Annotated in this window: 15 protein-coding genes and 1 tRNA gene; 9 read left to right on the forward strand and 7 right to left on the reverse strand. The window is 70.5% G+C overall.

The genetic code is table 11. The features are described 5' to 3' along the window. A partial coding sequence (locus tag Ato02nite_RS35155) for an alanine racemase (protein ID WP_213010998.1) occupies positions 1–641 on the reverse strand: 641 nt, incomplete at its 3' end. Between the two features lie 220 nt (positions 642–861). On the opposite strand from Ato02nite_RS35155, the gene tmk reads away from it, so the two are divergent. Continuing rightward, positions 862–2,982 (forward strand): dTMP kinase, encoded by a 2,121-nt coding sequence (gene tmk, locus Ato02nite_RS35160; protein ID WP_246607845.1) that lies wholly within the window; start codon positions 862–864, stop codon positions 2,980–2,982. Here tmk and Ato02nite_RS35165 read toward each other — a convergent pair. Next, positions 2,975–3,745 carry a helix-turn-helix transcriptional regulator gene (locus Ato02nite_RS35165; protein WP_246607847.1) on the reverse strand — a complete coding sequence of 257 codons (771 nt, stop codon included), beginning with the start codon at positions 3,743–3,745 and terminating at the stop codon, positions 2,975–2,977. The two genes, tmk and Ato02nite_RS35165, sit on opposite strands and share 8 nt — an antisense overlap. Positions 3,746–3,794: 49 nt before the next feature. On the opposite strand from Ato02nite_RS35165, the gene Ato02nite_RS35170 reads away from it, so the two are divergent. After that, on the forward strand, positions 3,795–4,205 hold the full coding sequence (locus tag Ato02nite_RS35170; protein WP_213011000.1) for a DUF2000 domain-containing protein: 411 nt from the start codon (positions 3,795–3,797) through the stop codon (positions 4,203–4,205). 1 nt (position 4,206) lies between these two features. Here Ato02nite_RS35170 and Ato02nite_RS35175 read toward each other — a convergent pair whose 3' ends face one another. Further along, positions 4,207–5,400, reverse strand: coding sequence for a DNA polymerase III subunit delta' (locus Ato02nite_RS35175; protein WP_213011001.1), 1,194 nt, complete (start codon positions 5,398–5,400; stop codon positions 4,207–4,209). Positions 5,401–5,542: 142 nt separating this feature from the next. Here Ato02nite_RS35175 and Ato02nite_RS35180 point away from each other — a divergent pair, with 142 nt between their 5' ends. From Ato02nite_RS35180 to Ato02nite_RS35190, 3 genes are read left to right on the forward strand one after another with little or no spacing between them, the layout of a single operon-like run. Then, positions 5,543–5,869: a YbaB/EbfC family nucleoid-associated protein gene (locus Ato02nite_RS35180; RefSeq protein ID WP_213011002.1), complete on the forward strand. Its 327-nt coding sequence runs from the start codon at positions 5,543–5,545 to the stop codon at positions 5,867–5,869. 1 nt (position 5,870) lies between these two features. Then, entirely contained in the window at positions 5,871–6,167 is a 297-nt protein-coding gene (locus Ato02nite_RS35185; RefSeq protein WP_213011003.1) for a hypothetical protein, read from the forward strand. After that, the gene (locus tag Ato02nite_RS35190) at positions 6,167–6,778 is read left to right on the forward strand and encodes a hypothetical protein (RefSeq protein WP_213011004.1); all 612 of its coding nucleotides are present in this window, start codon (positions 6,167–6,169) and stop codon (positions 6,776–6,778) included. Before Ato02nite_RS35185 ends, Ato02nite_RS35190 begins: the two co-directional genes overlap by 1 nt. Positions 6,779–7,023: 245 nt before the next feature. Here the strand turns inward: Ato02nite_RS35190 and Ato02nite_RS35195 are convergent, their stop codons facing one another. Further along, complete coding sequence (locus Ato02nite_RS35195; RefSeq protein WP_213011005.1) at positions 7,024–8,649, reverse strand: hypothetical protein; 1,626 nt, start codon at positions 8,647–8,649, stop codon at positions 7,024–7,026. 160 nt (positions 8,650–8,809) lie between these two features. Here Ato02nite_RS35195 and Ato02nite_RS35200 point away from each other — a divergent pair, with 160 nt between their 5' ends. Then, positions 8,810–9,646, forward strand: a complete 837-nt coding sequence (locus Ato02nite_RS35200; protein WP_213011006.1) for a PSP1 domain-containing protein — start codon at positions 8,810–8,812, stop codon at positions 9,644–9,646. A 21-nt stretch (positions 9,647–9,667) separates the two neighbouring features. Here the strand turns inward: Ato02nite_RS35200 and Ato02nite_RS35205 are convergent, their stop codons facing one another. Then, positions 9,668–11,326 carry a metallophosphoesterase gene (locus tag Ato02nite_RS35205; RefSeq protein ID WP_213011028.1) on the reverse strand — a complete coding sequence of 553 codons (1,659 nt, stop codon included), beginning with the start codon at positions 11,324–11,326 and terminating at the stop codon, positions 9,668–9,670. A gap of 131 nt (positions 11,327–11,457) precedes the next feature. Between Ato02nite_RS35205 and Ato02nite_RS35210 the strand changes: the two genes are divergently transcribed. Next, positions 11,458–11,531, forward strand: a tRNA-Thr gene (locus Ato02nite_RS35210). Positions 11,532–11,582: 51 nt separating this feature from the next. On the opposite strand, the gene Ato02nite_RS35215 is transcribed toward Ato02nite_RS35210, so the two are convergent. Together Ato02nite_RS35215 and Ato02nite_RS35220 are read right to left on the reverse strand one after the other, a co-directional pair. Then, positions 11,583–12,122 (reverse strand): type 1 glutamine amidotransferase domain-containing protein, encoded by a 540-nt coding sequence (locus Ato02nite_RS35215; RefSeq protein WP_213011007.1) that lies wholly within the window; start codon positions 12,120–12,122, stop codon positions 11,583–11,585. Positions 12,123–12,177: 55 nt separating this feature from the next. Beyond that, the gene (locus Ato02nite_RS35220) at positions 12,178–12,636 is read right to left on the reverse strand and encodes a DUF2231 domain-containing protein (protein ID WP_213011008.1); all 459 of its coding nucleotides are present in this window, start codon (positions 12,634–12,636) and stop codon (positions 12,178–12,180) included. Between the two features lie 361 nt (positions 12,637–12,997). On the opposite strand from Ato02nite_RS35220, the gene Ato02nite_RS35225 reads away from it, so the two are divergent. Both Ato02nite_RS35225 and Ato02nite_RS35230 read left to right on the forward strand, forming a co-directional pair. Continuing rightward, positions 12,998–13,303, forward strand: coding sequence for a DUF6232 family protein (locus tag Ato02nite_RS35225; RefSeq protein ID WP_213011009.1), 306 nt, complete (start codon positions 12,998–13,000; stop codon positions 13,301–13,303). 244 nt (positions 13,304–13,547) lie between these two features. Next, entirely contained in the window at positions 13,548–13,991 is a 444-nt protein-coding gene (locus Ato02nite_RS35230; RefSeq protein ID WP_213011010.1) for a DUF6232 family protein, read from the forward strand. Positions 13,992–14,141: the final 150 nt, after the last annotated feature.

Raw genomic sequence — 14,141 nt, forward strand, 5'->3', positions numbered from 1 at the left:
GCCCGGCCGCGGAGCGCCTGCCGGGGCGGGTCGTCGCCGACGCCGGCGATCTGCGCCTCGTACGACATCATGCCGACCAGCTTGAAGCCGGGGCGGGCGACGAGTCGGCGGGCCAGCGCGGAGGCCTGGGCGGCCGAGTGCACCGGTGAGCGGCGGACGCCCACGTGCAGTGGCCCGGCCGGCTTCCAGGACGAGTCGAGGTCCATGCAGAGGCGCACGTCGGGCCGGTTGCCGGGCGAGGTGACCCGGTCGACGACGTCGAGGTGGGCGGCCGAGTCGACCATGATCGAGATGGCTCCGGCCAGTTTCTCGTCCGAGGTCAGCTCGGCGATCGCGGCCCGGTTCACGGTCGGATATGCGACCAGCACATCGTCGGTGACACCCTCGCGGACCAGCCAGATCGCCTCCGGCAACGTGTACGCCATGACGCCGCGCCAGCCGGGCCGGGCCAGCACCCGCTCGATCAGCTGCCGGCAGCGCACCGACTTGCTGGCGACCCGGATCGGCTTGCCGCCGGCCCGCGCTTCCAGCTGGGTGGCGTTGCTGTCGAAGGCGGCCAGGTCGACCGCGGCTATCGGCGTCTCGAGGTGGCCGGTGGCCGTGTCGAGGCGTCGTTGCAGAGTGGTCCGGTCGACGATCACGCCAGCACGTTAACCGTTTCGGCGGCAACGCGAAAGACATTCATTTATTCGCCACCCGAACGTGCGAAACCAGGCTCGTCGGCATCGCCGGTTAGAGTGCTCCCTGGCTGGGAGCACGGGAGGTAAGACCATCGACACCGAAACGCGCGAAACCGGACCTGTCGACTTATCGGGGGTCGCCGCGCTGCGCTCCGTTCTGCGCATCCGGCCGTTCCGCCGGTTGTGGCTGGTGCTCGGCCTCGCCTCGTTCGGCGACTGGATCGGCCTGCTCGCCACCGGCATCTTCGCGGCCGCCCAGTTCCAGAGCAGTGCCGGTCAGGGCGCGGCCTTCGGCGGCACCATCGCCGTACGCCTGCTGCCCGCTCTTCTTCTCGGCCCGATCGCCGGCGTCTTCGCCGACCGGTTCGACCGCCGCTACACGATGGTCATCACCGACCTGATCCGGTTCGTCTTCTACGGCTCGATCCCGATCGTGGCGCTGATCGGCGCGTCCCCCGGCGTCATCGTCGCCTGGGCCACCATCGCCACGTTCATCGGCGAGACGATCACGCTGATCTGGATCCCCGCCAAGGAAGCCGCGGTCCCCAACCTGATCCCGAAGAGCCGCATCGAGGTCAGCAACCAGCTCACCCTGGTCACCACGTACGGCATCACGCCGATCCTGGCCGCGCTCGCGCTCTCCGCGCTCACCGCCGGTGTGCAGCAGTCCGGCGTCACGCTGCCCGATTGGGCCCAGCCCGTCCAGCTCGCGCTCTACCTCAACGCGTTCTCCCGCCTGGCCACCGCGATCACCGTCTTCTTCGGCATCAAGGAGATCGGCGGCAAGAGCGCCGAGCGCCAGCAGGAGGCCGCGCAGCAGAGCATGTTCCGGCAGTTCCTGGACGGCTGGAAATACATCGGCACCACCCCGCTGGTCCGCGGCCTGGTGCTGGGCATCTTCGGCGCGTTCGCGGCCGGCGGTGTGGTCATCGGCGCCGCGAAGACCTTCGCCACCTCGCTGGGCGCCGGCGAGGCCGCCTTCTACCTGCTCTTCGGCGTCATCTTCATGGGCCTCGCGGTCGGCATCGGTCTCGGGCCGATGATCATCCGTGAGCTCTCCCGGCGCCGATGGTTCGGCATGAGCATCGTCCTGGCCAGTGGCTCGGTGATGTTCCTCGGCCTGGCCTTCCATCTATCGATGGCCCTGGCGGGGGCCTTTCTGGTCGGAGCCGGCGCCGGCATGGCGTTCCTGGCGGGTACGACGTTGCTGTACGGCGAGGTCGACGACGCGGTCCGGGGCCGGGTCTTCGCGGTCGTGCAGATCGGCGTCCGGATGGTGCTGCTGCTGGCCATCACCCTCTCCGGTTTCCTCGTCGGCCTGGGCAGCTCCCGCCGGGTCGACCTCGGCGCCTTCGACATCGACGTCTCCGCCACCCGGGTCCTGCTGCTGGTCGCGGGTGCGATCGGCATCTGGGTGGGCATCAGCTCGTTCCGGCAGATGGACGACAAGCGGGGCGTACCGGTCCTGGCCGACCTGTGGGGCTCGATCCGCGGCCGCCCGCTCAGCCCGGACGAGGAGTTCGTCCGCACCGGCGTCTTCGTGGTCTTCGAGGGCGGCGAGGGTGCCGGCAAGTCGACCCAGGTCAGCAAGCTCGCCGCGGCCCTCGAGGCGGACGGCCATGACGTGGTGGTCACCCGCGAGCCCGGCGCCACCGACGTGGGCGCCCGCATCCGTCGCCTGGTCCTCGACAAGGGCGACGCGCCGGCCCCCCGCGCCGAGGCCCTGCTGTACGCCGCCGACCGGGCCCACCACGTGGCCACCGTCGTCCGTCCGGCGCTGGCCCGGGGTGCCGTGGTGGTCAGCGACCGTTACGTCGACTCGTCGCTCGCCTACCAGGGCGCCGGTCGCACTCTCCCGGTGGCCGAGATCTCCTGGCTCTCCTCGTGGGCGACCGGCGGCCTGAAGCCTGACCTGGTGGTCCTGCTCGACGTCGACCCCGGCGTCGGCCTGAGCCGGGTCGACTCGCGCGGCCAGGGCCAGGACCGCCTGGAGAGCGAGTCGCGGGCCTTCCACGAGCGGGTCCGCTACGCCTTCCTCGATCTGGCCGCCGCCGACCCGAAGCGCTACCTGGTGCTGGACGCGGGCCGACCGGCCGACGAGATCAGCGCCGCGGTGGCGAGCCGCCTGGCCGGCCTGCTGGCCACCCCGCAGGAGCCCCCGGCGCCGGCCTCGACCGCGGTGCCGCCCGGCCCCGACCTGGACGCGCCCGATTTGCAGGCGCCGCCTCCGCTCGAGGAGATGGCCGAGGTCTTCGGCCTCGAGGACGACACTCCGGACGACCCGGCCCGTCGCCTCAGGTGAATGCGCCGGGGCTGACCCCGAGGATGCGCTTGAAGTGCCGGATCAGGTGCGGCTGGTCGTAGAAGCCGCTGCCGGGAGCCACCGACCACAGCGGATCGCCGGCCAGGATCAACCGGCGAGCCAGGTCGACCCGGCGGGAGATCAGATATTGGTGCGGGGACATGCCGAACTCCCGGCTGAACGACCGCACCAGGTATGCCGGATGGAAGTGCAGAGTGCGTGCCGCCTCGGCCAGGGTGATCCCCGGCACGACGTGCGCCTCCAGCAGATCGCGCAACCGGTAGGCCGGGGTGCGGTCGAGCCGGTCCGGCAACTCCGGCCGGCCGAGCCGGGCACGCAGCCGCTCGGCGATGTCGGCCAGATGGCTCTCGGCCTCGAGGTCCTCACCCGGCTGCCGGATGATCCGGTGCAGGTCGGCGATCCGGCGCCGCAGCGACGGGTCGGTGAAGGTGGGGTTGTCCACCGAGGCGCCGATCAGCCCGGCCGGCAGCGCCTCCGGTGCCAGGTAGAACACCCGCTTGCGCAGGCCGAGCGGGGTGGCCGGGGTGCCGTTGTGCGGCACGTGCGGGGGAAGCAGGGTGACCTGGGCGCCGAATGCACCGCGCTCGTGCCGGTCGAGGTCGTACCGGACGGCACCGTCGTCGAGCAGGAGCAGTGTCCACGAGTCGTGGGCGTGCATCGGGTAGGCGTGGCCGGTCAGATGGGCGTGCAGGACCTCCACCACGCCGTCCAGGCGCGGGCGCCACGCCGCGAATTCCGACACGTCAAAATCGTACAAGACCGCAGGTCATCGGCCACTCCATCATCGGTCCATGGCATTTGACACGAAGATCGCGGTGCTCCTCCGCGACGACCTGCTCACCTGGCAGCGCCTGAACGTCACGGCCTTTCTGGTCAGCGGCATCGGCCCGGCGATCCCCGAGCTGATGGGCGAGCCCTATCAGGATGCGGACGGCCAGCTGTACCTTCCGATGTTTCGCCAGCCCGTCCTCGTCTTCGCCGGGGGCAAAGAACTGCTGACGGCGGCGCACGGCCGCGCGATAGCCCGCAATCTGCCCATTTCGGTCTTCACCTCGGACCTCTTCGCCACCGGTAACGACGATGACAACCGGGCGGCGGTGCGGGCGGTCGGCACCGATCAGCTCGACCTCGTCGGTCTGGCCGTCCATGGTCCGCGCAACGCGGTCGACAAGGTTCTGAAGGGTGCCACCATGCACCCCTGAATCAGCCCCGCCAGAGGGTCAGCATCATCGCCTCGACCGCGATGTCGGGCTTCACGTTCTGGTCGATGGCGTCCCGGCAGGCCAGCACGGCCTCCAGCCGGCGCAGGGTGCTCTCGGCCGTCCACTTGCCGGCGGCGGCCTCGGACTGGGCCGCCACGTCGGTGTGCACCACCGAGACCGGCGCCCGCAGCGTCGTGATGAGCACGTCGCGGTAGAAACCGGCCAGGTCGACCAGGGCGCGGTCGAGCGCGTCCCGCTTCGAGCGGGTGGCCCGGGATTTCTGCCGTTTCTCCAGGTCTTTGATCTGGCCGGCGGCTCCGCGCATGGCGCCGGCGGCCCCCCGGCCGGTGCCGCCCGCCCCGAGTGCCTGCTCCAGGGCGGCGCGCTCGGACGCGTCGGACTCGGCGAAGATCTCGGCGGCCTCCGCCTCGGCCGACTTGATCAGGGCGGACGCCGCTTCGTAGCAGGCACCGACCCCGGTCAGGCGCCGGGGAACGGCCAGGACCGCCTCGCGGCGGCTGCGTGCCTCGGGGTCACGGGCCAGGCGTTTGGCCCGGCCCACGTGGCCCTGAGCGGCGGCCGCGGCCCAGGCCGCCGCCTCGGGGGAGACGCCGTCACGGCGGGCGAGGACCTCGGCCACCGCGGTCGCCGGGGGCTGCCGCAGGCTGACCACCCGGCAGCGGGAGCGGATGGTCACCGAGATGTCGTCGGGGTGCGTCGACGGCGTGCAGAGCAGGAACACCGTGCGCGGCGGCGGCTCCTCGATCGCCTTGAGCAGTGCGTTGCCGGCCTGCTCGGTGAGCCGGTCGGCATCCTCGATCACGACCACCTGCCACCGGCCGCCCGAGGGGGCGCTGGCCGCCCGCAGCACCAGGGCACGCATCTCGTTGACGCCGATGGAGAGACCCTCGGGCACGACGAAGCGGACGTCGGCGTGGGTGGCGCCGAGCGCGGTGTGGCAGCCGTGGCAGTCGCCGCAACCGATGCCGCCCCGCTCGCACTCGAGCGCGGCTGCGAACGCCCGGGCGGCCACCGACCGGCCGGAGCCCGGTGGACCGGTGAAGATCCACGCGTGGGTCATCGCGCCGGCGGCGACCTCCTCACCGGCGACCACTCGGGCGGCGGCCGCGGCGGCCCGGCGCAGCGTTTCCACCGGCTCGTCCTGACCCGCCAGGTCAGCGAAGACGTCACTCACGCCCGGAATGGTATTGCGCCCCTCCGACAAAACCCGAGTTATCCACAGGGGACAACTGCCCGTAGCGAACGGATAACTCAACCGGGTACGGTCTGGTGCCGGACAGCGATGGGGTGCTGACTCGCGGTGAGGAGCTGGGGGCATGGCACGCGAGATCGACGAGGCGTGGATCGACGAGGCCATCGAGCGCTATCAACGCCTTGAGCGGCTGCGTGACGAGTTCGACAAGGCTGTGGCATCGCATTCGGTGTCGGTGCACTCGCCCGACAATTCGATCGAGGTCGTCGTCACCGCGGCGGGAGCGGTCCTCGACGTGCGCATTCACGGCACGCTGCACAACCGCAACCCGGCCGAGTTCGCCCGGGAGATTGCCGCCGTCGTCACGGCGGCGGCCGACGCCGCCCGCTGGGCGCGGGAAAAGCTGCAGGGCGAGGTTTTCGGTAAGCACCGCCCTCTGGGAGAGGACTGAGATGGACCACCTCGCCGACCGGCTCGACCGAGCCGCCGACACGCTCGCCACCGTCGACCGGCGCATGCCCGCGCTGGCCGTCGCGGCCGACGCGTTCGCGGCCGACGACGCCGGGGTGCCCGGGCGCCTCGGGCGGCAGCTGCATGCGCGCTGGGCCGCCGTGCTGGCCGCGCGGGCGCGGGAGGCCGGCGGGCTCGCGGCCCGGGTCTCCGACGCGGCGCAGGCGGTCCGGACGACCGCGCGGCAATACACCGAGACCGACGAGGCGGCCCGCCGCCGGCTCGCCCGGGAGGTGTGATGGACCGTCTCGACGAGGTGCTCGCCGTCTGCGCGCCGCTGCTCGACCGGGTCGACGACCTGCTCACGACGTCCGGCGCGCCAGAGGGGCACGAGGTGTGGCGGGAGCTGCGGCGAGTGCGGCTGCTGCCGGGTGACGCGGTGCGGGCGGTGGCCGGGCTGCGGCCGGCCGAGTTCGATGAGACGGTCGCCGAGTTGCGAGCCGAGGCCCGGGCCTGCGCCGAGGCGGCCGCCGACCTGCCCCCGCCGGACGACTGGACGGGCGAGGCCGCCGAGGCCTACGACGCGGTGCGCCGCCGGGTCGCCGACCGGCTCAGCGGTGACGACGAGAGTCTCGACGAGCGGCTGGAGGCGACGGCCGATCTCGCCCAGGCGCTCGCCGACTGGATGACGAAGACCCGGGCCGACCTGGCCGAGGCGCTGGCCACGGTGCTCGCCTCGGGTGAGGCGCTGGCCCTGGCGGTGAGCGCCGGATCGCCGCCGACGACGGTCGAGACCGATGCGGCGGCCGCCGTGGCGACCCGCACCCTGCGCACGATCGCCGACAACTACGCCGACGCCGACGATCTTCTGCTGGGTTCCACCGACCTGGCCGAGCCGCTGCCGATGTGAGGGGCTGTACGCATGGGCGCGGCGCCGCATTCGGGTGTACCGCACCGAATGCGACGCCGCGTCCTCCTGCACCCCCCGCAGGTGTGCCGCTTACTTTGCGCCATGAATCGACGATTGTCTTGGCCTGGCGGCCTGTTCGGGACACTCGGCGGAGCAGGACGGCACGACCGGTCGCCCCGCCCTCCACCGTCAGGGGATCGACATATGTCCATCAAGCCAATCGCGTTCCGGGCGCGCGCCGGATGCTACTGGCGAGTCCGGCGGCGGCGCACGCCGAGCAGAACCGCGGCCACGCCGGTGACCAGCAGCGCGACGCCACCCATCGCCAGACCGCTCACCGCCGGCCCGGTGATCGGGAGTCCACCGGCCTCGCCCGCCGTGTCGTGCGGGACGGTCCGCCGTTCCGGCGCGACCGCGGCCGCCTCCATCAGACCGAAGGTGAGGTTGAGCGACGCCGAGGCGGGCTTGCCGCCGTAACCGGACTTGCCGCGCGCGCCGACCTGCTCGAGCGACATCGTGATCGCCGTGGCCCGGGCCGCGATGGCGTGCCCCTTCTTCGCCTTCCGCACCTCGCCGAGCGCGATGCGCACCCGGGTGGATCCGGCGGTGGCCGGGGCTGACTCCGGTGCCGGCCCGCCGATCGCGGGCGGCATGTTCACCGTGGGCACACCGGGAACGTGCGGCAGCGGCAACGCCGAGCCCGAACCGAGCCCGCCGAGACCCGAACCGAGCAGCCCGGCCTCCATCGCCTGCCGGTCCGGCCGCAGCGTGAACTCGGCTTGGGCGCCGGCCGCCGACAGCCGCTCGGTGGCGATCCCGTCGCCGGACACCTCGATCAGCGCCGGCTCGTAGCGCACCTCGCCGCCCTCGGTCGCCGACATCGTCGCGGTCAGCGCCGGCGCCCGCAGCACCCGCACCCGCACCCGGCCACCGGCCAGGTCGATCCGGCCGGCGATCACGGTGGCCGAGGCCACCGTCCGCGCGGCCCCGCCGCGTCCCTCCAGCGCCGTGGTGCTCACTCCGGCAAGCTTTTCCGGTACGCGTACCAGAGCGGTCTCCGCCCCGGCGAGAACGGCCGCGCCGCGCACCGAGGACTGCGAACGTGCCGCCTCCCCGGCCGTGCTGCCGCAGGCCATCCCGTCGTCCCACCGCGCGTGCGCCGAGACCTCACCGGCGCCGATCTTCAATGGACCGGCCTGACCGCCACCCGTGCTGCGCTTGGTGGCCTTCGGGTGGGACGGCGGTGCCTGCTGGACGACCGGCTTGGTCCACGACGCGTGGTCGGTGGACTTGCCGTCGAGGATGCGCGCCACGGCCGCCGACTTCACCTTGGCCGGACCGATCAGGGCCGTCCGGGCCTCCCCGAGGCCCACCTCGCGAACGGTGACCGTTGCCTCGTCCGCCTCGCCGCCGCCACCCTGACCGCCGGTGGCCGACTCCGCGTCCCCGGACTCGACCGGGCTGCTGAACGGCTCGGAGTCGGCGCGGGGGATCACGCCGTGCGGGTCGACCGAGTCGAGGACTGCTTTGCCGAGGATGCCGATGCCCTCGCTCAGCGTGTCCGCGTCCTCCCCGTTGTCGGTCGTCGGGTCGATGCCGGCGGCGCCGGTCCCGAGGATCCGGTCGGCCGCGCCCTTCCCGGCGGATTCCTCGTCGGTGTCCTCGTCCTTGGTCACCGGGCGTTCCTCGCCCCGTTCGGCGGCGTGCATCTCGAGCTTGTCGATCCGGAGCGCCTCGGCGCCGGACTGCGCCGCGTAGTTCTCGGTCCGCTCGCACGGCGCCGGCGCGGCCGAAGCGGGCAGTGGCGCGGCGATCGTGCCGGCAAATCCGAGTACGACGACACTGGCGGCCAGCGACCTTACGGGCGTCATGGGCAGTTTCCTCCCGAAGTGTTCCGCGATGGAGCGGTGTCTACGGATCTGCCCAACGAAGGTCGATCTGGGCGGTTGCGATGCATCTATACGACAACCCCAGCGGGTAGTCCAAAACCGGCATTTGGTGCGGCCGAGCGAGAGTCGTAGTGTGGTCGGCATGGGCATGCTGTGCGCGGTCAGCTTCAACCGGTACGGCCGCCTCTACTACCTCGATCCGGGTGAGTTCTCACCGCAGGTCGGCGACCGGGTGCTGGTGCCGACCGACGACGGCCCCGAGGTGGCGGAGTGCGTCTGGGCGGCGCAGTGGGTGGAGGAAGAGACGGCCGCCTTCCCCAAGGTCGCGGGTCTGGCCGGCGACGACGACCTGCGCCGCGACGACCTGTTGCGCAAGCGCAAGGCCGAGGCCAAGGTCGCCGCCAAGAAACTGATCAAGGCGCATGAGCTGCCGATGAAGGTGGTCGCCGTCGACCACGTGCTGGACCAGGCCGGTTCCGGCGGCCCGCGCACCACGATCTACTTCACCGCACCGCACCGGGTCGACTTCCGCTCGCTCGTGCGCGACCTGGGCGCGACCCTGCACTGCCGGGTCGAGCTGCGCCAGCTGTCGGCCCGCGACTCGGCCCGGGTGCAGGGCGGCATCGGCTCGTGCGGCCGCGACCTGTGCTGCGCCACCTTCCTCACCGACTTCGAGCCGGTCACGATCCGGATGGCGAAAGATCAGGACCTGCCGCTCAACCCGCTGCGCATCTCGGGTGCCTGCGGCCGCCTCATGTGCTGCCTGAAATACGAACACCCGCTGTACCAGAAATTCCAGGCCACCGCCCCCGCCGTCGGCACCCGGGTCACCACCCCGACCGGTGACGGCCGCGTGGTGGCGCACAGCGTGCCCCGTGACGAGGTCGTGGTGCGGATGGACGCCGACGGTTCGCGCTGCTCCTGCAGCCGCGCCTCGGTCTGCGGCCCGCGGCAGTCCCACGAGGAGCGTTACGCCTAGGGCCTGTCCTGCCGACAGGCCCTAGCGCACCACGATCGGCGGCTCGATGCGGCGGGCCACCAGCGGCTCGTCGGGTTTCAGCCACGAACTGTGCTGGGAGCCGTCGGGGTCGGCCGACCACTTGCGGGAGATCTTGTCGATGCCGATCGGGTGGATGGTGAGCGTGCCGTCGGCGGCGATGTGCAGTCGCAGGAAGCTCTTGGCGTCCTCGATGCCCTGGCCCGCGAACAGCTCGTTGACGTTCACGTCGAACATCCCGGCGATCAGCAGGTAGAGCGCGCACACCTGGGTCGACAGGAACCCGGCGACCGGCCAGTAGACGACGGCGGCCACCACGAGCGGCCCCGGCCAGGCCCAGTCGTGCACCGGCAGGTTGAGCCACAGCCAGGCGCCGAGGACGGCCAGGCCGACCTGGGCGAAGCCGTGGGTCAGCCCGAACAGCCAGTGCCGGGTGTGGTGGGCCAGGGACGCCCCGGGCGGCTTCGCGAACATCACCGTTCCGGCCATGATGAGCACCAGCATCAGGCTGAGCGGGATCGTGAACAGCCGCTGGATGTTGCCCCCCTGACTGGCCGCGCCGGCCATGGCCAGCATCGTGAGCATCTGGATCAGGCCCAGCATGGTGACGAAGCCGGGGTTGCGGGTCGGCACCCGGTGGAAGACTCCCCAACTCATCCGCCTCGAGGCGGCCTTGTCGGGGAAGCAGGAGCGCAGACCATAGGTGCGGCTGCGGCTCTTGTTGCGGGTCAGCGTCTCCTCGGGCGGCACCGTGATCTGCTCGGGCAGTTGGTGGGTGGCAAGAAGGTAGGCGCCACCGCCCCCGCAGGTGATCAGCTCCCGGTCCTCCCCGCTGTAGCGGGCGTAGTGGTGCAGGTCGCCGGAGACCAGCACCCGCACGTTCGCCCCGGTGGGCGCCAGGATCATCCGGATCAGGTAGTCGATCGCGTCGTAGGTCTCCGGGTCCTCGGCCGCCTTCACCCACTTCGGCGACGGGGTCATCAGGATGATCCGGTCCTGCGGGCCGACGTTCTTCGCGGCCTCCTCGAAATACAGCAGCTGGGGGTCGTCGATGTAGGCCCCGAACTGCTCGTCCATCGCGAACAGCCACCAGTCGCCGGGTAGCTTCACGGCGAAGTAGGACCGGCGCTGCTGGGTGCGCCAGCCACCGATGTGGCCGTCCTTACGGCGGGCGAACAGGCGCAGGAACGCGGTGAGACCGTCGTACCAATCGTGGTTGCCGGGCAGCGCGAACAGGGTGGGGCGGAGCCGTCCGGCCGGGGGCTCGGGCAGGGCCGCGCGGTAGGGGCCCTTCATCCGGCTCTCGTAGCCGTCGCCGCTGGCCAGCGGATAGACCTGGTCGCCGCCCATCAGCAGCACCCGGCCGCGGGGCAGCTCGGCACCGTCGACGGTGAGCCGGTCCTGGGCGAGCAGCCACGCCACCGAATAGGTCGCGTGGAAGCCGTCGCCCAGGTCGGCCACGTAGTCGAGCCACATCTCGCCGTCCTCGGTGACGGACTGGTCGAACCAGGAGCCGTCCAGCGAGTTCTGCAGCTCGCGCTTGTCGAGGTAGGCCCCGAAGAGGATGGCCAGCAGGGTGCGCACGCCCGTGCTGAGCAGGAGCAGCGGCGCCAGCCAGCCGACCGGGCGCTGCGGTGTGAAGCCGAGCTCCTTCGGGTCCATGCTGCTGGGGCGGGGAGGTGCGACGCGCTCCGCCTCGGCGGACGGGGAGTGATCGACAGTCACTCATGGCACAGTAGTCCCGGGGTCCGACAGAACCCAGCGGGGTGCATACCGTACACTTATCCCTCGTTGCCGCCTTAGCTCAGTCGGCTAGAGCGACGCACTCGTAATGCGTAGGTCGACGGTTCGATTCCGTCAGGCGGCTCAGTAAGAAACCCCAGGCCAGAAGGCCTGGGGTTTCTGTTTTCCGGTCGCGTCAGCCGGCGATGCGATCGACCATCGCCGCGCAGAAGGCCGGGAGGTCGTCGGGCTTACGGCTGGTGACCAGCCGGTCGTCCACGAAGACCTCCTGATCGACCCAGGTGGCGCCGGCGTTGGCCAGATCGGTGCGCAGACTCGGCCAGCTCGTCATGGTGCGGCCGTTGACCACACCGGCCTCGATCAGGGTCCAGGGGCCGTGGCAGATGGCCGCGACGGTCTTGTCGGCGGTGAAGAAATCACGGACGAAGCGGACCGCGTCGGGGTCCGCGCGCAGGAAGTCGGGGTTGGCCACGCCGCCGGGCAACACGAGGGCGTCGTAGTCGGCGGCGTCGGCCTCGCGGACCGTGCGGTCGACGTGGTGAGTGCCGGCCTTGTCCATGTGGTTGACGGCCTGGATGTCGCCGTCCTTGAGGGAGATCAGTTCGGCGGTGCCGCCGGCCGCCTCGACGGCCTTGCGGGGTTCGGTGTACTCGACCTCTTCCACCCCGTCGGTGGCCAGGAACGCTATCCGTTTGCCCTGAAGCTGGGTGCTCATCGTGTCAGCCCCTTCCGTTCCCCTTGGCGTTCCCGGGCGGGCTGACCGCAAACCATCAGTAGCCGCGGTTGCCCACGGCGGCTTTGGCAAATGCCGGGGTGCGCCCGTTGGCGAGTTCGCCGCTGAACCAGGCACCGAAGCCGGAGATCGTCAGGGCGAGCAGCTCGATGAGGAACAGGCCGACGCCGGCGGCGCGGTCGGGTGCGCCGACCCGAACCATGAGGATGACGGCGAACAGGAACAGCACGCCCATGTTGAGCAGGGCACGCAGGACGCCGATGCGTTTCGCGACCGGACGGCGCACGAACGCCGTGTCGATCGCCCCGGCCAGCATCGCCAGGAATCCGCCGACCAGGCCGGCGACGACGTTCCAGTAGGCCAGCGTGCCGAGGATGCCGGGGCCACCGGCGAGGTTCGCCAGATCGAAGATCACGGCCATCGAGAAGAGACCGAGCGGGAACATCACGAGGATCGGTTGCACCGCTTGACCCGCGATGCTCAGGCGGCTCTCCATGCGGTCATCGCCCTTCTACCTGCGAATATTGAAGATTTGTCCTGTCTCGTCGCAGTTGGCCTACCCGGGGCGTACATGAATGAAACGCCACACGGCGGTCAGGGTGACGGACAGCACCGGACGGGTACGGCCTACACGCAATCTGCAACCTGGCAGATTGAGTAGTGGCGGACTGCCTGCTGGCATGTTCTACTACCAGTAGGGCGGAGTTCGGAAGAGGGATCAGTACAGCGGCACCCGGCGGCAACCGGGTGCCGTTGTCGCCTCCAAGCTCCGTCAGAGCGAGGCGGGGAATTCTCTCTGCGCCAATGGTGGCTCGCCTTTCCCGCTTCTCGCAAGGAGAACCGGAAGGGAGTTCGTCATGCGTCTCTACTACCGTGGGCGCGAAGCATTGGTGACCAGCGAACTCTTCGTTCGGCGCACGCCGAGTCCACGCGAGTTCGCGATCCGCGGGCTGCGCAACGTTCGCATCGCCGTGCCGGGCCGTGTCGTCGAGGTCCTGTTCCGTCCCCAGTTGAGCACACGCGAGTGGGCACTGTGGGCGGATTACCACGGACGGTCCATCACTCTGTACACCTCACCGGACGAACGGGTGTTCAACCAGGTCGCCCGGGCCCTTCGGCGTGCCCTGGAAGAGTGCGAACCATGGGATCGACAGGCAGCCTGAGCAGCGTAAAGAGCTAATGTGCCAACTAGCAGGTTGAGGGGTAGCCAGCCGACAGTTAGCCATGGTGTACTCGTTACAGACAGTCCGGAGGGCGGAGTTCGAAGGGGAGCAGTAAGAGCGGCGTTTCGGCGGCAACCGAGCGCCGCTTTTCCCTCTTCGACATCGTTTGGTCCGGGCTCGCGAGTCGGGATTCTCTCTGCGCCATCGCGACCTTCCCTTCTCGCCCAGTGTCGAGGGAGTGGACATGCGCGTTTTCTACCGAGGCCACGACGCAGTGATCACCGAGACCCAATTTCTCTGGCTGACCGGCACGCTCCGCGCGTTCGATATCGCGCACCTGCACCAGGTTCGCGTCATCCGGCGCGATGTGAAAATCGCCGGCCCCCGCCCGGAGGTCGTCGCCTCGGCCGTGCTGGCCGCCGCCGGCATCGGGGTGAGCGCGATGTTCGTCGACGCACTCCTGGTCCGTCTGTCACTCGCCGGTGTCGCTGTGGCGATGGTGGCGATCGCCACATTCCGCCGACGGGCCGTGCCCTCCTGGGAGATCAGAGCCATCCACCGAGGCCGCGAGGTGACCGTCTACTCGACTCGTGATCTCACGATGTTCAACCAGGTCAAGCGCGGTCTGAAGAGGTCTTTGGAGAACGTCGGCGCAGCCCGCTATCGGTCGCACGCGGCAGCCGCATGACGATCACCACGAGGAATCGTGGCGTGACTCATCTCGTTTTGAGAAACACCAGGTAAGCGCTTCGTCGTTTTGGTAGGACAGTGGATAGCATGTTGCCACCTCGCCGACGGCCGCTTGGCAGTCAGCGAGGTGGCGTCTTGCCCCGACCGA

The sequence above is a fragment of the Paractinoplanes toevensis genome, assembly GCF_018332695.1.
Classification (GTDB): domain Bacteria; phylum Actinomycetota; class Actinomycetes; order Mycobacteriales; family Micromonosporaceae; genus Actinoplanes; species Actinoplanes toevensis.

Coding starts and splice junctions, on each gene's coding strand:
- Ato02nite_RS35170 (WP_213011000.1), top strand. CDS start 3,795: ATGGCATTTGACACGAAGATCGCGGTGCTCCTCCGCGACGACCTGCTC.
- Ato02nite_RS35180 (WP_213011002.1), top strand. CDS start 5,543: ATGGCACGCGAGATCGACGAGGCGTGGATCGACGAGGCCATCGAGCGC.
- Ato02nite_RS35185 (WP_213011003.1), top strand. CDS start 5,871: ATGGACCACCTCGCCGACCGGCTCGACCGAGCCGCCGACACGCTCGCC.
- Ato02nite_RS35190 (WP_213011004.1), top strand. CDS start 6,167: ATGGACCGTCTCGACGAGGTGCTCGCCGTCTGCGCGCCGCTGCTCGAC.
- Ato02nite_RS35195 (WP_213011005.1), bottom strand. CDS start 8,649: ATGACGCCCGTAAGGTCGCTGGCCGCCAGTGTCGTCGTACTCGGATTT.
- Ato02nite_RS35200 (WP_213011006.1), top strand. CDS start 8,810: ATGGGCATGCTGTGCGCGGTCAGCTTCAACCGGTACGGCCGCCTCTAC.
- Ato02nite_RS35205 (WP_213011028.1), bottom strand. CDS start 11,326: ATGGACCCGAAGGAGCTCGGCTTCACACCGCAGCGCCCGGTCGGCTGG.
- Ato02nite_RS35215 (WP_213011007.1), bottom strand. CDS start 12,122: ATGAGCACCCAGCTTCAGGGCAAACGGATAGCGTTCCTGGCCACCGAC.
- Ato02nite_RS35220 (WP_213011008.1), bottom strand. CDS start 12,636: ATGGAGAGCCGCCTGAGCATCGCGGGTCAAGCGGTGCAACCGATCCTC.
- Ato02nite_RS35225 (WP_213011009.1), top strand. CDS start 12,998: ATGCGTCTCTACTACCGTGGGCGCGAAGCATTGGTGACCAGCGAACTC.
- Ato02nite_RS35230 (WP_213011010.1), top strand. CDS start 13,548: ATGCGCGTTTTCTACCGAGGCCACGACGCAGTGATCACCGAGACCCAA.